The organism is Bacillus sp. FSL K6-0993, assembly GCF_037977205.1.
Classification (GTDB): domain Bacteria; phylum Bacillota; class Bacilli; order Bacillales; family Bacillaceae; genus Bacillus; species Bacillus subtilis.
Window position 1 is genome coordinate 1,345,131 of record NZ_CP150275.1, and the last position, 18,898, is coordinate 1,364,028.

The window sequence follows — 18,898 nt, forward strand, 5'->3', positions numbered from 1 at the left end:
CCATTTGTTTATAGTTGATGTAAAAACTTTACACAAACCGGGTAAGGGACAGAAACCGTTGATGGGAGGAGTGTCAATCGGCCGGTTTCTTTGTCTCTTTCAAACAAGACGAGGTTGCCTGTTTCTTCATTTGAAGCAACGAGGAACCCTTCCGTTGGGTCAAATACAAAGTCACGAGGCCAGTTGCCTTCAGTCGACACTCTTTCTACGAAAGCCAGCTCTCCTGAATATTGATTCACTTCAAATACGGCGATACTGTCATGGCCGCGGTTTGCGACATAAACAAAACGTCCGTCCTCTGTGACATGAATTGCGCTTCCCTGGCTGTTATCTGTAAAATCATCAGGGATGGCAGAAACGACTTGGATTTCTCTAAATTCGCCGGCTGTCGGGTTGTATTCAAGCGCAATCACTTCATTGCTTAATTCTGTCATGACATAAGCGTATTTTTCTTTCGGATGAAAAGCGATATGGCGAGGTCCTGCACCGGGGGCGAAGGAATGGCTTCCGGATTCAGTCAATACGCCGTCTTTCAGCTTATAGGTGTAGAGCTTATCTATACCTAAATCAACCGCTACCACATAATTGTGTTCAGGTGTGAACCCCGCGTAGTGTGTATGCGGTTTTTCTTGTCTTTCGTGCGGCCCTTTTCCTGTGTGAGCGGCCTCTGAAACAGGTGATTGCAAGCTGCCGTCTTCCTGAACCGGAAAAACGTGTACCTTCCCGCTGTGATAATTGGCAGTCAGGACGAATTGATTTTGATCATCAACGCTTACGTGGCATGGCGAAGGGCCGTCAATTAACTGATGATTCAGAAATGTCAATTCGCCGCTGTTTTTATCGATTTGATAGGCAGCAACTCCGCCTTGGCCGTCTGCTTTTTCGATGGAATAAAGGATGGTGTTGTTTTTATTCGGCGCCACATATGTCGGGTTGCCCAGCTTAGCGGCCAGCTTTGGCTCGCTGAGTGCTTTTTTCTCAGTATCAAGCTCAAATGAATAAATTCCTTCGCTTCCGCCTTTTGTATATGTTCCCACATATCCTATGTATTTTGTCATGCGATTTCCCCCTTAAAAATGATGTCACCTCTATATTAACGTATCTTGCTAAAATAAGCTGTTCAAAACATGAAAAAGGGGAAGTTTCTTCAATCGCCTCGAATCAGCGGCATTGTGCAGCACCTGAAGGAGCCGCCTGATTTAATAATTTCTGACAGGTCAATTTCGATAATGTGATAGCCTCTTTTCGATAGCTGTTGATTGACATGGCGGTTGCCAGGGAGACTGATGATCGTTTTTTTTCCGATTGAAAGGACGTTGGTGCCAAGCGTAAATTGTTCGTCCTCGGGCACCTCAATAAGATCATAACGTTTCGCCAGCATATCGGCTGCATCTGGCTCAATGGCCTGTGGATAAATTAACGCTTCGCTTTCAGATACAATGTTAAATACGCAGTCCAAATGCAAAAATTTTTCATGAAGCTTCACTGGAACGATCGTATATTCAGAAAGTGCCTCTTCCAGCTGGCCGATAGCTGAAATGTCGGTGCGCTGGCTGATTCCGACATAGACAATGTCATCATCGATAATGACGTCTCCGCCTTCAATACTCGTATCAAGCATACGGGTGTAAGAGATACCTTGGCTGTGAAAAAAATCTTTTATAACGGCTTCTTCTCCTTGGCGAATCGGTTCAGTCATGCTCGATAGGAAGGCTTTTTCTCCGATGACAAATCCTATGTCCCTAGTAAAAACCTGTTCCGGGAGTCCGTCGCGAACGGGCAAAAGGACGACCTCAACGTTATGTGACCTAAGTGCCTCCACTAAGCGGCTGTGCTGGTCGTTGGCGGTTTTTACATGAATATTGTCATCTTCAAAATGTTTTTGTGTTTCGTTTATAACATCTTTTATGGTCATGTGCTCAGGTTTGCATAAGATCACTTTCTGAAGTGTGCTGTATTCCGTTCGGCATACTGTTTTGTGCTGAGATTTCGGGATGGATACGTCCATTTGTTTTTCCTCCTAAAGTGTGAAGAATACATTTATTATTCCCTCATCATGAAAATCATTAAACCATTTTAAATTTTAGACAAATGGAAGAGAATATTGTTTAATAGGAGAATATAAGTACATTTAGCTAAAAGATCAGACATCAAAGGGGAGAAAGGTATGGAAACACCGGAAACAAGATTTTGTAAAGAGTCAAAGGTTGTAAAAACCAGCAGGGTGTTCCCGCTTGACACGAACAACCATAATACGCTGTTTGGCGGAAAATTAATGAGCTACATCGATGACATTGCCTCTATTTCCGCGGCGCGCCATTGCAGACGTGAAACCGTAACGGCTTCAATGGATTCTGTAGATTTTTTAAAGCCGATCGGGCAAAAGGATTCTGTCTGCCTAGAGTCCTATGTGACATGGGTCGGCACATCTTCTATGGAAGTATTTGTGAAAGTTATTAAGGAGCATTTGATGACTGGCGAACGGGAACTCGCTGCCACATCCTTTTTGACATTTGTCGCATTAGATTCAAATGGCAAGCCGGTGCCTGTACCGAGGGTTGTACCGGAAACAGAAGAAGAAATCATGCTGCATAATACAGCAGTACAGCGCGCTAATGAACGAAAGAACCGCAAGAAACACAGCCAGGCGCTTGCAAATGCGCTCGGAACTGATAAGCCTTGGTGAACGTTAAACCCAAAACATAAGTTGTTTTGGGTTTTTTTGTACTTTTCAATGGTGATTATTACAATGGTTAGTCCGTTTTTGCTAGGGGATTCTATAAAAAAGCAACAAATGTCATGTTAAATTGATAATTTTGTGACAACTTTATTAAAGATTCATTTTAAATATATCTTTTATTCGTAAGATCATGTATTTTAAAGATATATTTTAAATACATCTTTTCGAAAGGATTGTTTATACAATGTTAGATAACAAAACAATCGAAATTATTAAAAGCACTGTACCCGTATTGCAACAGCATGGAGAAACAATCACTGGCCGTTTTTACGATCTGATGTTTCAAGACCATCCAGAGCTTTTGAACATTTTTAATCAAACAAACCAAAAGAAAAAAACACAGCGAACTGCATTGGCAAATGCCGTTATTGCAGCTGCGGCAAATATTGACCAATTAGGAAACATCATTCCGGTTGTCAAACAAATCGGCCACAAGCACCGCAGTATCGGAATTAAGCCTGAGCACTACCCAATCGTCGGTAAATATTTGCTGATTGCCATTAAAGATGTATTGGGAGACGCTGCAACCCCTGACATTATGCAGGCATGGGAAAAAGCGTACGGATTCATTGCTGACGCGTTCATCGGAATTGAAAAAGACATGTATAAACAGGCTGAAGAGCAAGCCGGCGGCTGGAAGAAGTATAAGCCATTCGTTATCGCAAAAAAAGAACGGGAAAGCAAAGAAATTACATCCTTCTATTTGAAACCGGAAGACGGCAAGCCGTTACCTGAATTCCAAGCAGGGCAATATATCAGCATCAAAGTGCGGATTCCTGATTCTGAATATACGCATATCCGCCAGTACAGCCTGTCTGATATGCCGGGAAAAGACTATTATCGAATTTCAGTGAAGAAAGATGGTGTCGTGTCTTCCTACTTACACGATGGGCTGCAGGAGGGAGATTCAATAGAGATCAGCGCACCGGCAGGGGACTTTGTTTTAGATCATGCATCACAAAAAGATCTCGTTTTGATCAGTGCCGGAGTTGGCATTACACCAATGATCAGCATGCTTAAAACATCTGTTTCCAAACAGCCTGAACGGCAAATTCTGTTCATTCATGCGGCGAAAAACAGTGAATATCATGCATTGCGCCATGAAGTAGAAGAAGCAGCAAAACATTCTGCTGTTAAAACAGCATTTGTGTATCGCGAGCCGACAGAGGAAGACCGTGCAGGTGATCTGCATTTTCATGAAGGACAGATTGATCAGCAATTCCTCAAAGAACTGATTGCCAACACAGATGCGGATTACTATATTTGCGGTTCACCGTCGTTTATTACGGCAATGCATAAGCTTGTATCAGAGCTCGGATCAGCGCCGGAGTCTATCCATTACGAGCTATTCGGTCCGCAATTAAGTTTGGCGCAGTCCGTTTGAACACATACATGAAACTCTTCTCCTTTTCAGAGAAGAGTTTTTTATTGAGATATAAGAAGGTAGACAAGCGCCGGTTTCTACATCCGGACAATCACAGACCCGCCGCCATTTGTGCATACACGGTTTTGCTGTTCTTGCATTGTTCTCAGCAATTCATTGTTTACCTCAATCGCTCTAATTAGTTGCTCCATCCTTAGCTCCAAACCGGCCAGCCTGTCGATTGTTTGCTGCTGGTAGCCCTCGGGTTGGGGAGCCAATGGCAGATCAAAGGGCCAAAGGGTATTCGACTTCTGATTTTTCATATTGCGTATTGCACCTCCAATCGGTGTCACTTTCTATTATGTTATGTTCAGGCGATGTGCACGTTCGCCTATTTAGACCCTGATGCATAGAGGGTCTGCCACGGGGCACAATAGGCTCAATATAACCAGCGGATGGAGGTAAAGATCGGTGTTATGGATGATATGGGTATTTTTACTGAAGCCAGTTATCGTATTTTCGATTGCATATATTTTATTTCGGCTTGCCGGTAAAAAAGCTGTGTCACAAATGAACAATTTTGATCTGCTTTTGACCTTCGCAATCGGAACCATTATCAGTGAGCCGATCCTTACATCCAAGCTGCCGATGTCAATTTATTATGCGGGTGCTTTTTTGGTTCTTTATCTTATCATGAGCAAGCTCTCTTTATCTAATAAATGGCGATGGCTCCTGGTCGTGAGCCCGACTGTCCTAATCCGAAACGGGGATATTGATGAACGCGGCCTTCGTAAAGAAAGGCTGACTGTTAATGAACTGCTCGGAAAGCTGAGGGAAAAGGGCTATGCCGACCCGGCTGACATTGATCTTGCTATCATTGAAGAAACGGGAGAAGTAAGCGTCATCCCGAAAGAGGAAGCGAGAGCGGTGCAGGTGCGGGATTTGAATATGGAAGCTGAACGAAACTTTATCCCGATTCCGCTCATACTGGATGGCGAAATCCTTGATCATAATTTGAAATATCTCCAAAAAAACCGATCCTGGCTGTTTGAGAAGCTTGAGGAAAAAGGGTACAGCCCCAAATTGCTGTCTTCGATCACCCTAGGCACGATGAATGCGCGAGGTGATATATCCCTTGATTTAAATACCTCTAATGATCCGCAGCATGATCCTTACTTATATAAACCGGGAAATAACAATTAAGATGGCTCTCTCTTGTAATGAGGGCTTTTTTCTTTTTTAAAAGGGAATTTTTGTTTGGTGTCAAATGTACCTAGTTAGGAGGGGAACTGAACATGAAGGACTTATCCATAAGAAACGACATGGCGCCAACGGTCAGTCTGCTGTATTCCGCAGTGGAAGAAAACAGTCTCCGTCTGGCTTCTATCGTAAGCCAAATGACACACAGTGAACTTTACTATAAGGGGCGCTGCCAAACAAAAAACAGCACGGCTCAGCTTTTGCACCATATCACAAATGTTGATATCAGATGGGTCTGGCGTATCAAGGAAAATCGGATACCGGACCATATTGAACAGGCATACGGCCCGATGACAGATGAAAGCGGACGGCTGCCTGAACCGGTGAATCAGCCAGACTTAGATGAACTCCTGAAAAGACATCAGCATGTAGTAGACGAGCTGAAATCGGTATGCTTCACTTTAACTGAACATGCTTTGAACCAGCCGCTTTCTTTCGAAGGTGACACCGCGACGATACGATGGGGAATTTGGCATATGGCAGATCATAACCGCTATCATCAGGCACATATTGAAGCTCTCAAAAAAGAATGGAAGCAGAATGTGGCGAAGTATGAACGCTAAAACGAAGCTTGTGACCGATCGAATTCGTTTGCGCTGTATGGAAGATCGGGATCAAGCCAATTTGTTTGGGCTGCTTTTTAATGATCCTGACGTCATGAAATATTATTCCGGTTTAAAAGATAAGAGGCAAACCCGCGAGTGGGTCAATTGGAACCAACGAAATGAAAAAGGGTACGGCGTTAGTCTGTGGATCGCCGAAGATAAGCGGACAGGGGCGTTTTTGGGGCAATGCGGCATCGTTCCCCAGCAGATCGAAAATCAAACCGTAATGGAAATTGGCTATATGTTTGCCCGCCGCCACTGGGGGAACGGCTATGCGCAAGAAGCGGCTCGGGCCTGTCTGGACTATGGCTTTAACGATCGGCAGTTCGGCAAAATGGCGGCTTTGATTGATCCGGGTAATAAAGCGTCCATACGGGTAGCGGAGAAAATCGGCATGCATTACAGCAAAACGATCAGAAAATGGAATAAACCGATCGCGGTATATGAAAGAAAATCTTACAATTGAAAGATAGAGCTGAGTTTAGTATGATGATATCATGTAAAGTTTTCTAGGGTTCCGCATGTCAATTGACATGGACTGGTCCGAGAGAAAACACATACGCGTAAATAGAAGCGCGTATGCACACGGAGGGAAAAAAGCCCGGGAGAGTCAATCTCATGTGAGACGACTGTCCGGGGTTTTTTTGTTTTCGGAGAATCTTAAAAGATAGAAAGGAATGACTCAAAATGAAATGGGGATTGGTCGTGCTTGCCGCTGTTTTCGAGGTAGTTTGGGTGATAGGCTTAAAGCACGCTGACTCAGCCTTAACATGGAGCGGCACTGCCATCGGCATCATATTCAGCTTTTATCTTCTAATAAAAGCAACTCACAGTCTGCCTGTTGGTACCGTATATGCCGTCTTTACCGGACTCGGCACAGCGGGAACAGTACTTAGTGAAATTGTTCTGTTTCATGAACCGGTTGGATGGCCGAAGCTATTGTTAATTGGCGTGCTCTTAATCGGTGTAATCGGATTGAAGCTTGTGACACAGGATGAGACAGAGGAAAAAGGAGGCGAGGCATAATGCTGCACTGGATCAGTTTATTGTGCGCGGGCTGTTTAGAAATGGCCGGCGTGGCCCTTATGAATCAATATGCGAAAGAAAAAAGCGTGAAATGGGTGCTGTTGATCATTGTTGGTTTTGCCGCTTCGTTTTCCTTGCTGTCGTACGCAATGGAAACCATTCCGATGGGAACGGCTTACGCGGTCTGGACAGGGATTGGCACCGCCGGCGGGGCGCTTGTCGGCATCCTCTTTTACAAGGAGCAGAAAGACGCCAAACGGATCTTCTTTATCGCGTTGATTTTATGCTCAGCGGTTGGTTTAAAAATTCTGTCATAAATTGATTTTTATCAAATCTTCAGTATAATGGATAAATAGTTTAGACTTACAAAGATAAGAGGGATTATTCATGAAATCATATATGACTCAGCGGTTGGACGAATACCGTGACGGAAATGAGGATAAAGGGCGGCTCTTGGTCAGCTGCCCCGATCAGCCGGGTATCGTCTCTGCCGTTTCCGCGTTTTTATTTGAACACGGTGCCAATATTATAGAATCAAATCAATATACGACAGACCCTGAAGGCGGCCGGTTCTTCCTGAGAATCGAATTCGACTGCGCGGGCATTCGTGAGAAAAAAGCATTTCTTCAGGCGGCGTTTGCCTCTGTTGCGGAAAAATTCGACATGACATGGAGCTTAACTTTGGCAAGCGAACTGAAGCGTGTCGCTATTTTCGTTTCAAAGGAGCTCCACTGCCTGCATGAGCTGATTTGGGAATGGCAAACCGGCAACCTGATGGCGGAGATCGCTGTTGTCATCAGTAACCATGAGGAAGCGAGAGAGCTGGTGGAGCGCCTGAACATTCCATTCCACTATATGAAAGCGAACAAAGACATCAGAGCGGAAGTCGAAAAGAAGCAGCTTGAACTGCTGGAGCAGTACGATGTTGATGTCATCGTGCTCGCACGCTATATGCAGATTCTAACTCCTGATTTTGTTTCGGCTCATCCGAATCGCATCATCAATATCCACCATTCATTCCTGCCTGCTTTTATCGGTGCGAATCCGTACAAACGGGCTTACGAGCGCGGCGTGAAACTGATCGGTGCGACATCTCACTATGTGACAAACGATCTTGATGAAGGGCCGATCATTGAACAGGATATTGAGCGCGTGGACCACCGCGATAATACGGAAGCGCTGAAAAACATCGGAAGAACAATTGAACGCAGCGTGCTTGCCCGTGCTGTGAAATGGCATTTGGAAGACCGTGTCATCGTTCATGAAAATAAAACAATCGTCTTTAACTAGACTGCAAGAGGCCCGCGCAATGCGGGCTATTTTTGATGACAAAAAACCTTGACAAGTGTCTTTTTTCTTTGCATAATATAAAAAAATCATTGAGCGTTGAAGAGGATTAGTAAGCAGACCTTTCTGTGACAGAGAGCAAAATGAATCGCTGAAACATTTTGCCGCATGAAACCTGCCGAACCTGCCTTGGAGTCCTAGGGGGAAAACCTAGGCGCATAACCTGGCGTTACAGGAGAGCGGAGCGTGCACAAGCACGTTCAATCAAGGTGGTACCACGGAAACCCATTTCGTCCTTATGAATCAGGATGAAATGGGTTTTTTTATTGTAGAAGGGCCGCGGAGGAGAATAAATGAAAAAACAAAGAATAGTAGTGAAAATAGGAAGCAGTTCGCTCACGAATAGCAAAGGAAGCATTGATGAGGCAAAAATCAGAGAGCATGTTCAGGCGATTTCCGTGTTAAAAAAAGCGGGGCATGAAATGATTCTGATTACCTCTGGTGCCGTAGCGGCGGGGTTTTCCAGCCTCGGTTATCCGTCCCGTCCCGTTACCATCAAAGGAAAACAGGCGGCGGCCGCGGTCGGACAAACACTGTTAATGCAGCAATATATGAATCAATTTAAACAATACTCACTGACTCCGGGACAAATCCTTTTAACGAGAAATGATTTTTCGAAAAGAGAACGGTACCGAAACGCGTATGCTACGATAATGGAATTATTGGAACGCGGCGTCATTCCGATTATCAACGAGAACGATTCTACATCTGTTGAAGAATTGACATTCGGAGATAATGATATGCTTTCTGCGTTAGTCAGCGGATTGATTCACGCGGACCAGCTCATAATTCTCACCGACATCAACGGACTGTATGATGCCAATCCGAATGAAAATCCTGAGGCGAAACGATTTGATTATTTGCCGGAGATCACGCCTGAATTGCTTGGATATGCAGGTTCAGCCGGATCGAAGGTCGGCACCGGCGGAATGAAATCAAAGCTGTTAGCCGCACAAACCGCGCTGTCTCTGGGAGTGAAAGTATTCATTGGAACAGGCAGCGGAGAGCAAAAACTTGCGGATATTTTGGACGGCAGGGGAGACGGCACTTATATCGGAGACAAAGAACTATCTTCGGTTAACAACACAAGGCAGTGGATTCAGTTCCACTCGCCGATATCGGGAGAAATTATCATTGATGCGGGTGCCGAAGAGGCGATGATCCATAATGGAAGCAGTCTTTTGCCCGCTGGCGTTGTGGGTGTGAACGGGAGCTTTCCGAAAGGCGCGGTTGTGGAAGTCAGGGGACCGGGCGGCGTGATCGGCAAAGGCCAAACTCATTACTCCTCTGAGGAGATTATGGAGGCCAAAGGCAAACGCAGTGACGAACTTGATTTTGAGAAAACGTTTGAGGTTATTCATAGGAATGACTGGGTCAATGTAAAAGATTAGGAGGCGGAAAAATGAGTGAAGTTTCTGTAAAAGCGAAGCTGGCGAAAGAAGCAGCAGCCGAAATGATCATGAAAACAACAGCCGAGAAGGATGAGGCGCTCAGCCTCATTGCAAACGGACTCCGCAAAGAACTTGATTTTCTCTTGGCGGAGAATGCAAAAGACATTGAGAACGGAAAAGAGAATGGTTTAACACCGGACATCATTGACCGTCTCACACTGGATGAGAAACGGATACGCGATATCGCGGACGCGGTGGAGCTCTTAATCGACTTAGCGGACCCAATCGGCGATTCTCTTGAAACGATTGAAAAAGAAAACGGCCTGTTTATTGAAAAAGTCCGTGTGCCGCTCGGTGTCGTAGGAATGATTTATGAGGCGAGGCCAAACGTCACAGTTGATGCGGCTACCCTTTGCCTGAAGACAGGGAACGCGGTTGTGCTGCGGGGGAGCTCCTCAGCCATCCACAGCAACAAAGCGCTCGTCAGTGTCATTCACAGAGCACTTGAGCAATCAGCGCTTCCGATTCACGCTGTGCAGCTGATTGAGGATACGAGCAGAGAGACAGCAAAAGAGCTCTTTACGTTAAATGATGGCTTAGACGTATTGATTCCGCGCGGAGGCAAGAAACTGATTGATCTCGTTGTGAGAGAATCAACAGTTCCTGTATTAGAAACGGGAGCAGGAAACTGCCACATATTCATTGACGAAACAGCCAAACCGCAAATGGCAGAAAAGGTTGTCGTGAATGCCAAAACGCAGCGCCCTTCCGTATGCAACGCAATTGAATCATTGCTGATTCACAAGGCTTGGGCAAGACAGCACGGGAAAGAATTGCTGGACCAGCTGGAAAACGCGGGAGTTGAAATTCGCGGTGATGAATTGGTATGTGAACTTCATCCTTCAAGCAAACAAGCATCAAAAGAAGATTGGGAAACCGAATTTTTAGCGCCTGTCCTCAGCGTAAAGACGGTTGAAAACGTCCAAGAAGCTGTGAAGCATATCCAACAATACGGCACCAATCATTCTGAAGCGATTTTAACTGAAAATGACAAAAACGCGGCATATTTTCAAACGGCTGTCGATGCTGCCGCTGTCTATCATAACGCGTCAACCCGCTTTACCGACGGCTTTGAATTCGGCTACGGAGCCGAAATCGGCATCAGCACGCAAAAGCTTCATGCAAGAGGACCGATGGGACTTCCTGCACTGACTTCTACAAAATACATCATTAAAGGAACTGGGCAAATCCGTGAATAGCGGGGCAATGTTCAATGAAAAAGCTTATCTCGTAACGAGATAAGCTTTTTTTTATACGAGAAAAATTGACATACCAAATTTAATTGTGTACAATTTAATTGTATAAAATATATTGGGGGAATGAAAAATGAGTCAGCCATTATTTACAGCAACTGTTTCAGCGGTAGGAGGAAGAGAAGGAAAGGTCATTTCATCAGACCGTGTTCTTGAGCTTGATGTCGCAATGCCAGGGACACCGAGAGCCAAGAAATTAGAAAAAGCGACAAATCCAGAGCAGCTGTTTGCAGCAGGTTATGCAGCTTGCTTTGACAGCGCCCTGCAGCTTGTCGCAAGAACAGAACGGGTAAAAGTAGAGACAGAGGTTACGGCGAATGTAAGCCTGTTAAAGGATGAAGCAGACCAGGGCTATAAGCTGGGTGTGACGCTGCAAGTAAAAGGAGAAGGAGTCAGTGCATCAGAATTGGAGGCGCTTGTGAAAAAAGCGCACGGCGTCTGCCCGTATTCAAAAGCAACCTCCGGAAATATTGATGTGACACTTGAAGTTGCTGAATAAATAAAAAGAGGATGCCTGTACAAGGCATCCTCAATTTTTTTGATGAAGTGTTTCCAGCAATGTATATAGAGCGGATTTTAACTGTTTGAGATCCTCCCCAGACTGCTTTGAGAGCCCCAGAATTGTCTCTGGAATATCAACCGCTTTTTCTTTTAATAACGCTCCGTCCTCTGTCAGGCTGATCAACACGGACCGCTCATCCTCTTCAGATCTTTTTCTCGTAATCAAACCCTGTTGTTCCATTCGTTTAAGCATCGGAGTGAGCGTCCCTGAATCTAAATACAGCTGTTCGCCCATTTTTTTGACAGTAAGCGTTTCATGTTCCCATAACAATAGCAAAGCCAAATATTGAGGGTATGTTATATTCAGCTTATCAAGCAGCGGCTTGTATTGCTTTGTCATTTCCCGCGAACTCGCATATAGCAAAAAACAAAGCTGATTCTCCAATTTCATATGATCAAATTTATTTTCCATTTTGTTCACCAACTCTTTTTTGTCATTCGATTCTATTGTATCTGAAAAACCTCACTTTTCCTATTCTCGGCAAACTTAGCATGTTTAAAAAGATCAGAAAGGGAAATATAACAACTAGATACAAATAAGGAGGTTGGGAAATATGTCGCTATTTACAGCAAAAGTAACCGCGCGAGGCGGACGGGCAGGACATATTACATCAGATGACGGTGTTCTTGATTTTGATATTGTCATGCCAAATGCCAAAAAAGAAGGACAAACCGGCACAAATCCGGAACAGCTCTTTGCGGCAGGGTATGCTGCATGCTTCGGCGGCGCGCTCGAACACGTAGCCAAAGAGCAGAATATCGAAATTGATTCGGAGATTGAAGGGCAGGTCAGCCTCATGAAGGATGAGAGCGACGGCGGGTTTAAAATTGGTGTCACACTTGTTGTGAACACGAAAGATTTAGATCGGGAAAAGGCACAAGAGCTTGTCAACGCCGCTCATGAATTCTGTCCTTACTCAAAGGCAACCAGAGGAAATGTTGATGTAAAACTAGAATTAAAATAATGACCGGCATCCTGAGGGTTCTCAGGATGTTTTTTTTGTGTCGGAGCGGGTGTGATCTTTTCGAGGTCTGAGACATTTCTTATAAATGGATTCAGACTTATATCCATTATGAATTGACGCGGAACGGGGTAGGAGTGGGCACAGATTATTGATAAAACGTCAGATAAGCGATCACAGCGTTTAAAGCCTGCAAAAGTTACAGATGAAGGGGGCGGCTGGCTCGGTGTCTGCCAAGCTGAATTCCGGCTCGCATGATTGCTGTTTTGTATTTGCACAGGGCAAAGCGGCTACTTGGAGAAATAACAAGGATCAGGCCGCACATGCCTGATCCTTTTAATATTCTTTCTTGTTGGCAAAATCCCGCCATGCCTGAAACGGGGATAAATGCTCCATAAGAGTCACTTGATAAAAGGGGATCGTTCTTTCTTCAGCAGGTTTATCAATTTCTTTATAAATGAATGAATCATCAAACCCGGCTTCGGCAGCGTCAGTGTGCTCAGCTGCATAGAAAACGGCTTTAGGCCGGGCCCAGTAGATGGCGCCCAAGCACATTGGGCATGGTTCACAGCTCGTATACAAAATGCAGTCATCAAGCTGGTATGTTCCAAGCGCTTTGCAGGCGTTCCGAATAGCTGTCACTTCCGCATGGGCAGTCGGATCATTGCTTGTTGTGACGTTGTTCTGTCCCTCGGCAATAATGGCTCCGTCTTTCACGATAACGGCTCCAAAAGGCCCGCCGATTCCTGCATTCACTCCTTCACATGCGAGAGTGACAGCCCGTTTTAAGAACGTTTCATGATTCATCCCAATCCCTCCTGTCAATAGAGTGTTATTAGTATAGCCGAAAAAAGGGCAAAGAACATTCTCAAAAAAGTGTAAAATAAACAAAGTTTTTGGGGGATTTGCTAAGATAAGAGGAGAAAAGAGGAGGGGTAATCATGCTGCATTTATATATTGCCAGACACGGACAGACCCAATGGAACGTAGAAAAACGGATGCAGGGCTGGATGGATTCTGATTTAACAGAACTTGGGCTGTACAATGCCCGTGCTCTTGGGGAGCGTCTGAAGGATATTGAATTGAATCAGGTATACATCAGCCCGAGCAAGCGGACAGAAGAGACAGCAAAAACCGCACTAGGGTCGCGCAGGCTCCCGTTGGTGATAGATCATATGTTCAGAGAAATGTCACTGGGCTCATGGGAAGGGAAAAAACAAGAGGATATTGAAAGGGACGAACCAGATCTTTTTCACGCTTATTTTCATTATCCCGAAGCTTATCGCCAGCAGGGAAGTGAAACGTTTTTTGACTTTGAAAACCGGGTAAGGCTGGCACTCCAAACGATTTTAGACAGCCATTCTTCCGGTAATGTTCTCTTGGTTACCCATTCTGTCTTTATATTAATGCTGTTAAATATCATAAAGGGAAGACGCGTTAATGACATATGGAATTCTGCTTACATACATGATACATCATTGAGCCTTGTGGAATTTGATGAAAATGGAACAGCCGAAATAATAATAGAAGGGGACGGGAAGCATCGGAAACCGATTTCCGCTTTCTAATAGAAAAAACCATCTGCCAAATGCAGATGGTTTTTTCAAATTATACTAGCTGTGTCTGCTGTGCTCTTGCCTGTTTTGCGGCTTCAACCATGTTTTTCAATGCTGCAACCGTTTCTTCCTGCTGTCTTGTTTTCAATCCGCAGTCCGGATTTACCCAGAAGCGGTCAGTCGGACAGACGGCAAGCGCATCAACGATAATATTGTACATTTCTTCAGTTGACGGCACACGAGGGCTGTGAATGTCATATACACCAAGGCCAAGCCCTTTCAAATACGGGTGGTTTTTTAAGTAATCTAAAAATCCTCCGTGGCTTCTGCTATGTTCGATTGTAATCACATCGGCATCAAGATCATTGATTGTATCAACGATATCTTCGAAGTTGCTGTAGCACATATGTGTATGAATTTGTGTCTCGTTTTTCACGGAAGAAGTGGTTAATCTGAATGCTTCTGCCGCCCAAGTCAAGTACTCATCCCAATCGCGGGTTTTCAATGGAAGGCCTTCGCGCAGCGCTGGTTCATCGACTTGAATGATTTGAATGCCTGCGTCTTCAAGCGCTTTAACTTCTTTGCGAAGGGCAAGCCCGATTTGGAAGGCGATTTCTTTCCTCGAGATATCGTTTCGAGGGAAAGACCAGTTTAAGATTGTAACCGGGCCCGTCAGCATTCCTTTTACATGCTTGGAAGTCAATGACTGTGCGTAGACTGTGTCTTTCACTGTCATCGGTTCAATAAATTCAACATCTCCGTAAATGACTGGCGGGCGGACACAGCGTGAGCCGTATGATTGAACCCAGGCATATTTAGTGAAGGCGAAACCGGCCAGCTTTTCACCGAAGTATTCGACCATGTCTGTCCGTTCAAATTCGCCGTGAACAAGGACATCAAGCTCCAATTCTTCCTGAATATCAATCCATCTTTTTGTTTCCGCATTGATAAAGTTTTGATACTGTTCATCGGACCACTCAGCTTTCCGCCATTTTTGGCGTGCGCTCCGCACTTCAGCAGACTGCGGGAAGCTGCCGATCGTTGTCGTCGGCAAAAGCGGAAGGCCGAGAGATTCATTTTGCAGGGCTAAACGTTCTTCAAACGGAATCGGACGCTTGAAGTCTTTATCAGTTAATTGCTCAAGCTCTTTCTTTTGTTCAGAATTGGCGCCTGTTGCAAACTGTTTAAGCGCCTGGATATCAGCCTTAGCCTGCTGAATCTCTTCGCTGATCGCCGCTTTTCCTGATACTAAACCTTCTTTCAAAGCTGTCAGCTCGGCCAGCTTCTCTTTTGCGTAGGACAATCCGTTCAATAGGTCTTTTTCCAAATGCTCATCAGGGTGTTTCGCTACCGGAACATGCAACAGGCTGCTGGAAGGCTGAATCCACAGTTCATCAACTTTTGCAATGCTGAGAATATCAAGAACGGCATCGAGACGCTCTTCAAGGTCCGCTTTCCAAATGTTGCGTCCGTCGATAACGCCGGCTGCCAGCACTTTGTCTGTCGGAAAACCATGTGTTTTAAGCTGTTCCAGGTTTCTGCCTTTGTCGTGAACGAAATCAAGGCCAATTCCCTGAACCGGGTAAGAGATCAGCTCTTCATACGCATCAACAGAATCAAAATACGTCTGCAAAAGCACATTCAAGGATGAAAGCTCACTTGTAATGCTTTCAAATAACTCTTTTGCGCCGCGGACATCTTCACTAGAGGCGGTAACGAGCGCCGGCTCATCGATTTGAACCCATTTTACGCCTTCTTCTTCAAGTTCTTTCAAAAGCTGTACATATAATGGCACAAGGCGTTTTTGGATCGCTTTTGCTTCGGACGGTTCATAGCCTTTAGCGAGCGTAACGAACGTATAAGGGCCGACAATCACAGGCTTTGTTTCCACACCGTATTCCTGTTTGATCCGGCGATAATCTTCGAGTTGTTTGTTTCTTGTCAGACGGAACTCAATGCTCTCGTCATATTCCGGAACGATGTAATGGTAATTTGTATTAAACCATTTTGTCATTTCACTAGATACAGCGTCTTTGATTCCGCGGGCGATAGCGAAGTATGTATCGGTAGCGTCAGTCAAATGTCTGAACCGTTTCGGGATCCAGTTGAAGCTGACTGCTGTGTCGAGTACATGGTCATACTGTGTGAAATCAGAAACAGGCACAACATCAATCTGCTGGTCAATTTGTGTTTTTACTGCGGATAAAAATAGTTCGTCGATTTGCTTTAAAAACGTATCTTTATCAGTACTGCCTTTCCAATACGCTTCAAGTGCTTTTTTCCATTCCCGGTTCAGTCCGATTCTCGGAAATCCTAAATTCGATGTTTTGATGGTTGTCATTGTTTCTCCTCCTTTATATGTAAAACACTCTCTTTAACCCGCGGATACAGGCTGCTAAGAGGTTTTCTCACAACAAAAAGCCTCTTTCCCATGAGAGAAAGAGGCTTTTCTACGTAAAACACTGCCTCTCTCATCTCTCAGACACAATCTGATGGAATTAGCACCGTGCCTTATGAGACATCAGTCTCGGCGCGAAAAGCAGTGCGCCCCATTTCACAATGGTATTACGGTCGGTTGCTGTTGGGGTCAAAAGGCCAATCCCTCGCCCAACTCTCGATAAGAGAAAATGTTATTAATTTTTTGAAAAGTTGAATCATTTGTTGGTAATCTTAACAGTAATTCAAATTCATTGTCAACATAGAATTTGAAATTTTTATTTACATGATGTGGTGTATATTATATAAGAAAAATAATCTTATAGGGTCAACAAATGTGATTGCTCTGCTTTTTCTGCGAGCTCATCAGGAGCTGTTAAATACAGGAATCCATTGCCTGCCAGCGTTTTTGCAATATCAAGAGGAAGTGTCCTGCGGATTAGCTGTGCGAAAACCTCAGATTCAGAAAGCTTTCTTTGAAATGATTCTTCTTCATAGCTTTTGATTAAAGCAAGCGCACCGCTGACATGAGGGGCAGCCATTGAAGTGCCGGTCAGCTTACCGTACTTCTTGTTGGGAAGGGTGGATAAGATGTTTTCTCCTGGTGCCACAAGGTCAATCTCTTTATTTGCGTTAGAAAATTCTGACAATTCTCGCGCTACAGAAACAGATCCAACTGCAATCACTTCATTATAAGCTGCGGGGTAGGAAAGCTCTTCTGTGCGTTCGTCGCCGTCACCTTCATTTCCCGCTGCACAAACGACAAGCACTCCGTTTTTAACTGCGTTTTTCACTGCTTCTTCCAGCTCTGGCACATCGCTTGGCCCTCCAAGGGACATTGAGATGATGTCGACTTTCTGTTCCACCGCGTAGTTGATGCCGTTGATTATCCATTCGTATTGTCCGCTGCCGTTCTCGCCGCCAAGAACCTTCACAATCAATAGGCTTGCCTCAGGCGCGACTCCGGCAATGCCTCCGTTTGAATCATTAGCTGCAATCGTTCCGGCGACGTGTGTGCCGTGTCCGTTGTAGTCGGAAATCGCATCTTCCTTGCCGCCGTCGTCATCCGTGAAGTTCTTTCCGCCTATGATTTGATTTTTTAAATCAGGGTGGCTTGTGTCGCAGCCCGTGTCTAATACAGCAACTTTAATATTTTTGCCTTTTCCCCCTTTTGCCCACATTTCTGGCGCCTTAATCACTTTAATGCCCTCAGGAAGCTCGTTTACATCCATGATCTGCTCATTCGTCACATACGGGATCAAGCGGATTTCACCATTCATAAAAAAGCCCTCCTTTTTTATGCTTTCAAGTGGATTCAAGGGTGTTGCCTCATATTATATGAAAAAAGCAAGCGCTCGGACAGAGCCATTTGAAGCATTTTGAAAAAATAGGATACACACCAAAGAATTAGTAATCTTCAAAATATTGGATGGCTTCGGCATGTATGACTGGGATTCAACTGTAAGTCAAGTTATAATAGTGTTGGGGAAAGGAGCAGTGTCATGAAACTGAATGAAAAATTATATGCATTTTTTTCAGAGCATGTGGAACAAATGGCCGAGGAATGGATTGAAACGATGGAGGAAAGTGATCCGAATTCGCTTTACGCCCTACATAATGCAACAGTAACGGAAGAATTGAAAGAGCAGGACAGAGAATTTTACCGGCATCTGAATTACATGTATGTTTTACCGGAAAAACAATTTCTCGAAGAGTTTCAAGAGTGGGTCATTGAGCTGACCAACGATCAAAAACATCTCGACACACCGGTTCAGTATGTCATTCGGGAGTTTATGAGAAACAGGAGATTATATACGAAGTATTTTGAGAAGTTTGCAGAAGAAAATGAGTCAGCGTTTGAACCGGGAGAGAAGCAAAAATGGGCAGATTTGATTGTAAAAGTATTTGATTTCACCATTTATACATTCGTTGATCACGCTGAAATGAATGCCAAGCAGCAATTAAACGCCCAAAGAGAAATGATATTGGAATTAAGCTCACCTGTCATTACCCTGAGCAAATCAACAGCTCTGCTGCCTCTTGTCGGTGACATTGATACCGAACGGGCGAAGTTTATTCTGGAAAACACGCTTCAAGCTTGTGCGAAAAGACGCGTGGAGCATCTGTTAATCGATCTGTCAGGTGTTGTGGTAGTGGATACGATGGTGGCGCACCAGATTTTTAAATTGATTGAGGCGCTCAATCTGATCGGTGTCCGGTCAACCCTGTCAGGAATCAGGCCTGAAATTGCGCAAACTGCTGTACAGCTGGGGATTGACTTTTCGAATATTACCATTAAAACCAACCTTGCCCAAGCATTAAATTATCATCAATAAGA

The 18,898-nt window shown here is 44.6% G+C and carries 21 protein-coding genes, 2 riboswitches and 1 other annotated feature; of the genes, 14 read left to right on the forward strand and 7 right to left on the reverse strand.

The annotated features are described in order from the left end of the window. Nucleotides 1-8: 8 nt before the first annotated feature. Nucleotides 9-1,058, reverse strand: coding sequence for a 6-phosphogluconolactonase (pgl, locus tag MHH79_RS07070; protein WP_015383463.1), 1,050 nt, complete (start codon nucleotides 1,056-1,058; stop codon nucleotides 9-11). An 89-nt stretch (nucleotides 1,059-1,147) separates the two neighbouring features. Continuing rightward, nucleotides 1,148-2,008, reverse strand: coding sequence for a dimethylarginine dimethylaminohydrolase family protein (locus tag MHH79_RS07075; RefSeq protein WP_322839566.1), 861 nt, complete (start codon nucleotides 2,006-2,008; stop codon nucleotides 1,148-1,150). A gap of 159 nt (nucleotides 2,009-2,167) precedes the next feature. Here MHH79_RS07075 and MHH79_RS07080 point away from each other — a divergent pair, with 159 nt between their 5' ends. Together MHH79_RS07080 and hmpA are read left to right on the forward strand one after the other, a co-directional pair. Next, nucleotides 2,168-2,686 carry an acyl-CoA thioesterase gene (locus tag MHH79_RS07080; RefSeq protein ID WP_003232595.1) on the forward strand — a complete coding sequence of 173 codons (519 nt, stop codon included), beginning with the start codon at nucleotides 2,168-2,170 and terminating at the stop codon, nucleotides 2,684-2,686. Nucleotides 2,687-2,912: 226 nt separating this feature from the next. Then, nucleotides 2,913-4,124, forward strand: coding sequence for an NO-inducible flavohemoprotein (gene hmpA, locus MHH79_RS07085; protein ID WP_340035153.1), 1,212 nt, complete (start codon nucleotides 2,913-2,915; stop codon nucleotides 4,122-4,124). Between the two features lie 77 nt (nucleotides 4,125-4,201). Here the strand turns inward: hmpA and MHH79_RS07090 are convergent, their stop codons facing one another. Further along, entirely contained in the window at nucleotides 4,202-4,426 is a 225-nt protein-coding gene (locus tag MHH79_RS07090) for a hypothetical protein (protein ID WP_015252245.1), read from the reverse strand. A 148-nt stretch (nucleotides 4,427-4,574) separates the two neighbouring features. Here MHH79_RS07090 and MHH79_RS07095 point away from each other — a divergent pair, with 148 nt between their 5' ends. The 9 genes from MHH79_RS07095 to MHH79_RS07135 all read left to right on the forward strand — a co-directional run bounded on the left by MHH79_RS07095 (nucleotide 4,575) and on the right by MHH79_RS07135 (nucleotide 11,544). Beyond that, nucleotides 4,575-5,306: a DUF421 domain-containing protein gene (locus MHH79_RS07095; protein WP_017695102.1), complete on the forward strand. Its 732-nt coding sequence runs from the start codon at nucleotides 4,575-4,577 to the stop codon at nucleotides 5,304-5,306. A gap of 92 nt (nucleotides 5,307-5,398) precedes the next feature. Further along, a complete protein-coding gene (locus MHH79_RS07100) occupies nucleotides 5,399-5,926 on the forward strand; it encodes a DinB family protein (protein ID WP_100506123.1) in 528 nt (175 codons plus the stop codon). Then, nucleotides 5,916-6,434 (forward strand): GNAT family N-acetyltransferase, encoded by a 519-nt coding sequence (locus tag MHH79_RS07105; protein ID WP_100506122.1) that lies wholly within the window; start codon nucleotides 5,916-5,918, stop codon nucleotides 6,432-6,434. The genes MHH79_RS07100 and MHH79_RS07105 overlap by 11 nt, the downstream gene beginning before the upstream one ends. Nucleotides 6,435-6,466: 32 nt before the next feature. Beyond that, a riboswitch (guanidine-I (ykkC/yxkD leader) is annotated at nucleotides 6,467-6,578 on the forward strand. 77 nt (nucleotides 6,579-6,655) lie between these two features. Further along, entirely contained in the window at nucleotides 6,656-6,994 is a 339-nt protein-coding gene (gene ykkC / locus MHH79_RS07110; protein WP_015383469.1) for a multidrug efflux SMR transporter subunit YkkC, read from the forward strand. Continuing rightward, nucleotides 6,994-7,311 carry a multidrug efflux SMR transporter subunit YkkD gene (gene ykkD / locus MHH79_RS07115; protein ID WP_014476583.1) on the forward strand — a complete coding sequence of 106 codons (318 nt, stop codon included), beginning with the start codon at nucleotides 6,994-6,996 and terminating at the stop codon, nucleotides 7,309-7,311. The genes ykkC and ykkD overlap by 1 nt, the downstream gene beginning before the upstream one ends. Before the next feature lie 70 nt (nucleotides 7,312-7,381). Then, complete coding sequence (purU, locus tag MHH79_RS07120; protein ID WP_100506121.1) at nucleotides 7,382-8,284, forward strand: formyltetrahydrofolate deformylase; 903 nt, start codon at nucleotides 7,382-7,384, stop codon at nucleotides 8,282-8,284. 87 nt (nucleotides 8,285-8,371) lie between these two features. Then, nucleotides 8,372-8,582 (forward strand) — a binding site (T-box leader). Between the two features lie 52 nt (nucleotides 8,583-8,634). Continuing rightward, nucleotides 8,635-9,732 carry a glutamate 5-kinase gene (gene proB, locus MHH79_RS07125; RefSeq protein ID WP_063335117.1) on the forward strand — a complete coding sequence of 366 codons (1,098 nt, stop codon included), beginning with the start codon at nucleotides 8,635-8,637 and terminating at the stop codon, nucleotides 9,730-9,732. Between the two features lie 11 nt (nucleotides 9,733-9,743). Next, complete coding sequence (gene proA, locus MHH79_RS07130) at nucleotides 9,744-10,991, forward strand: glutamate-5-semialdehyde dehydrogenase (RefSeq protein WP_063335118.1); 1,248 nt, start codon at nucleotides 9,744-9,746, stop codon at nucleotides 10,989-10,991. Nucleotides 10,992-11,118: 127 nt separating this feature from the next. Beyond that, entirely contained in the window at nucleotides 11,119-11,544 is a 426-nt protein-coding gene (locus tag MHH79_RS07135) for an organic hydroperoxide resistance protein (protein ID WP_003232574.1), read from the forward strand. A 30-nt stretch (nucleotides 11,545-11,574) separates the two neighbouring features. Here MHH79_RS07135 and ohrR read toward each other — a convergent pair whose 3' ends face one another. Beyond that, nucleotides 11,575-12,018 (reverse strand): organic hydroperoxide resistance transcriptional regulator OhrR, encoded by a 444-nt coding sequence (ohrR, locus tag MHH79_RS07140; RefSeq protein ID WP_014476587.1) that lies wholly within the window; start codon nucleotides 12,016-12,018, stop codon nucleotides 11,575-11,577. Nucleotides 12,019-12,160: 142 nt separating this feature from the next. Between ohrR and MHH79_RS07145 the strand changes: the two genes are divergently transcribed. After that, on the forward strand, nucleotides 12,161-12,571 hold the full coding sequence (locus tag MHH79_RS07145; protein WP_015383474.1) for an organic hydroperoxide resistance protein: 411 nt from the start codon (nucleotides 12,161-12,163) through the stop codon (nucleotides 12,569-12,571). Between the two features lie 333 nt (nucleotides 12,572-12,904). Here MHH79_RS07145 and guaD read toward each other — a convergent pair whose 3' ends face one another. After that, on the reverse strand, nucleotides 12,905-13,375 hold the full coding sequence (guaD, locus tag MHH79_RS07150; RefSeq protein WP_063336194.1) for a guanine deaminase: 471 nt from the start codon (nucleotides 13,373-13,375) through the stop codon (nucleotides 12,905-12,907). A gap of 134 nt (nucleotides 13,376-13,509) precedes the next feature. Here guaD and MHH79_RS07155 point away from each other — a divergent pair, with 134 nt between their 5' ends. Continuing rightward, the gene (locus MHH79_RS07155) at nucleotides 13,510-14,136 is read left to right on the forward strand and encodes a histidine phosphatase family protein (RefSeq protein ID WP_015383476.1); all 627 of its coding nucleotides are present in this window, start codon (nucleotides 13,510-13,512) and stop codon (nucleotides 14,134-14,136) included. A 40-nt stretch (nucleotides 14,137-14,176) separates the two neighbouring features. Here MHH79_RS07155 and metE read toward each other — a convergent pair whose 3' ends face one another. Next, the gene (gene metE, locus MHH79_RS07160; RefSeq protein WP_003232565.1) at nucleotides 14,177-16,465 is read right to left on the reverse strand and encodes a 5-methyltetrahydropteroyltriglutamate--homocysteine S-methyltransferase; all 2,289 of its coding nucleotides are present in this window, start codon (nucleotides 16,463-16,465) and stop codon (nucleotides 14,177-14,179) included. Nucleotides 16,466-16,592: 127 nt separating this feature from the next. After that, a riboswitch (SAM riboswitch) is annotated at nucleotides 16,593-16,748 on the reverse strand. A gap of 132 nt (nucleotides 16,749-16,880) precedes the next feature. Continuing rightward, a complete protein-coding gene (isp, locus tag MHH79_RS07165; protein ID WP_309529648.1) occupies nucleotides 16,881-17,840 on the reverse strand; it encodes a serine protease Isp in 960 nt (319 codons plus the stop codon). Nucleotides 17,841-18,062: 222 nt separating this feature from the next. Between isp and rsbRB the strand changes: the two genes are divergently transcribed. Then, complete coding sequence (gene rsbRB, locus MHH79_RS07170; RefSeq protein WP_003232560.1) at nucleotides 18,063-18,896, forward strand: RsbT co-antagonist RsbRB; 834 nt, start codon at nucleotides 18,063-18,065, stop codon at nucleotides 18,894-18,896. The last annotated feature ends 2 nt before the right edge of the window (nucleotides 18,897-18,898 follow it).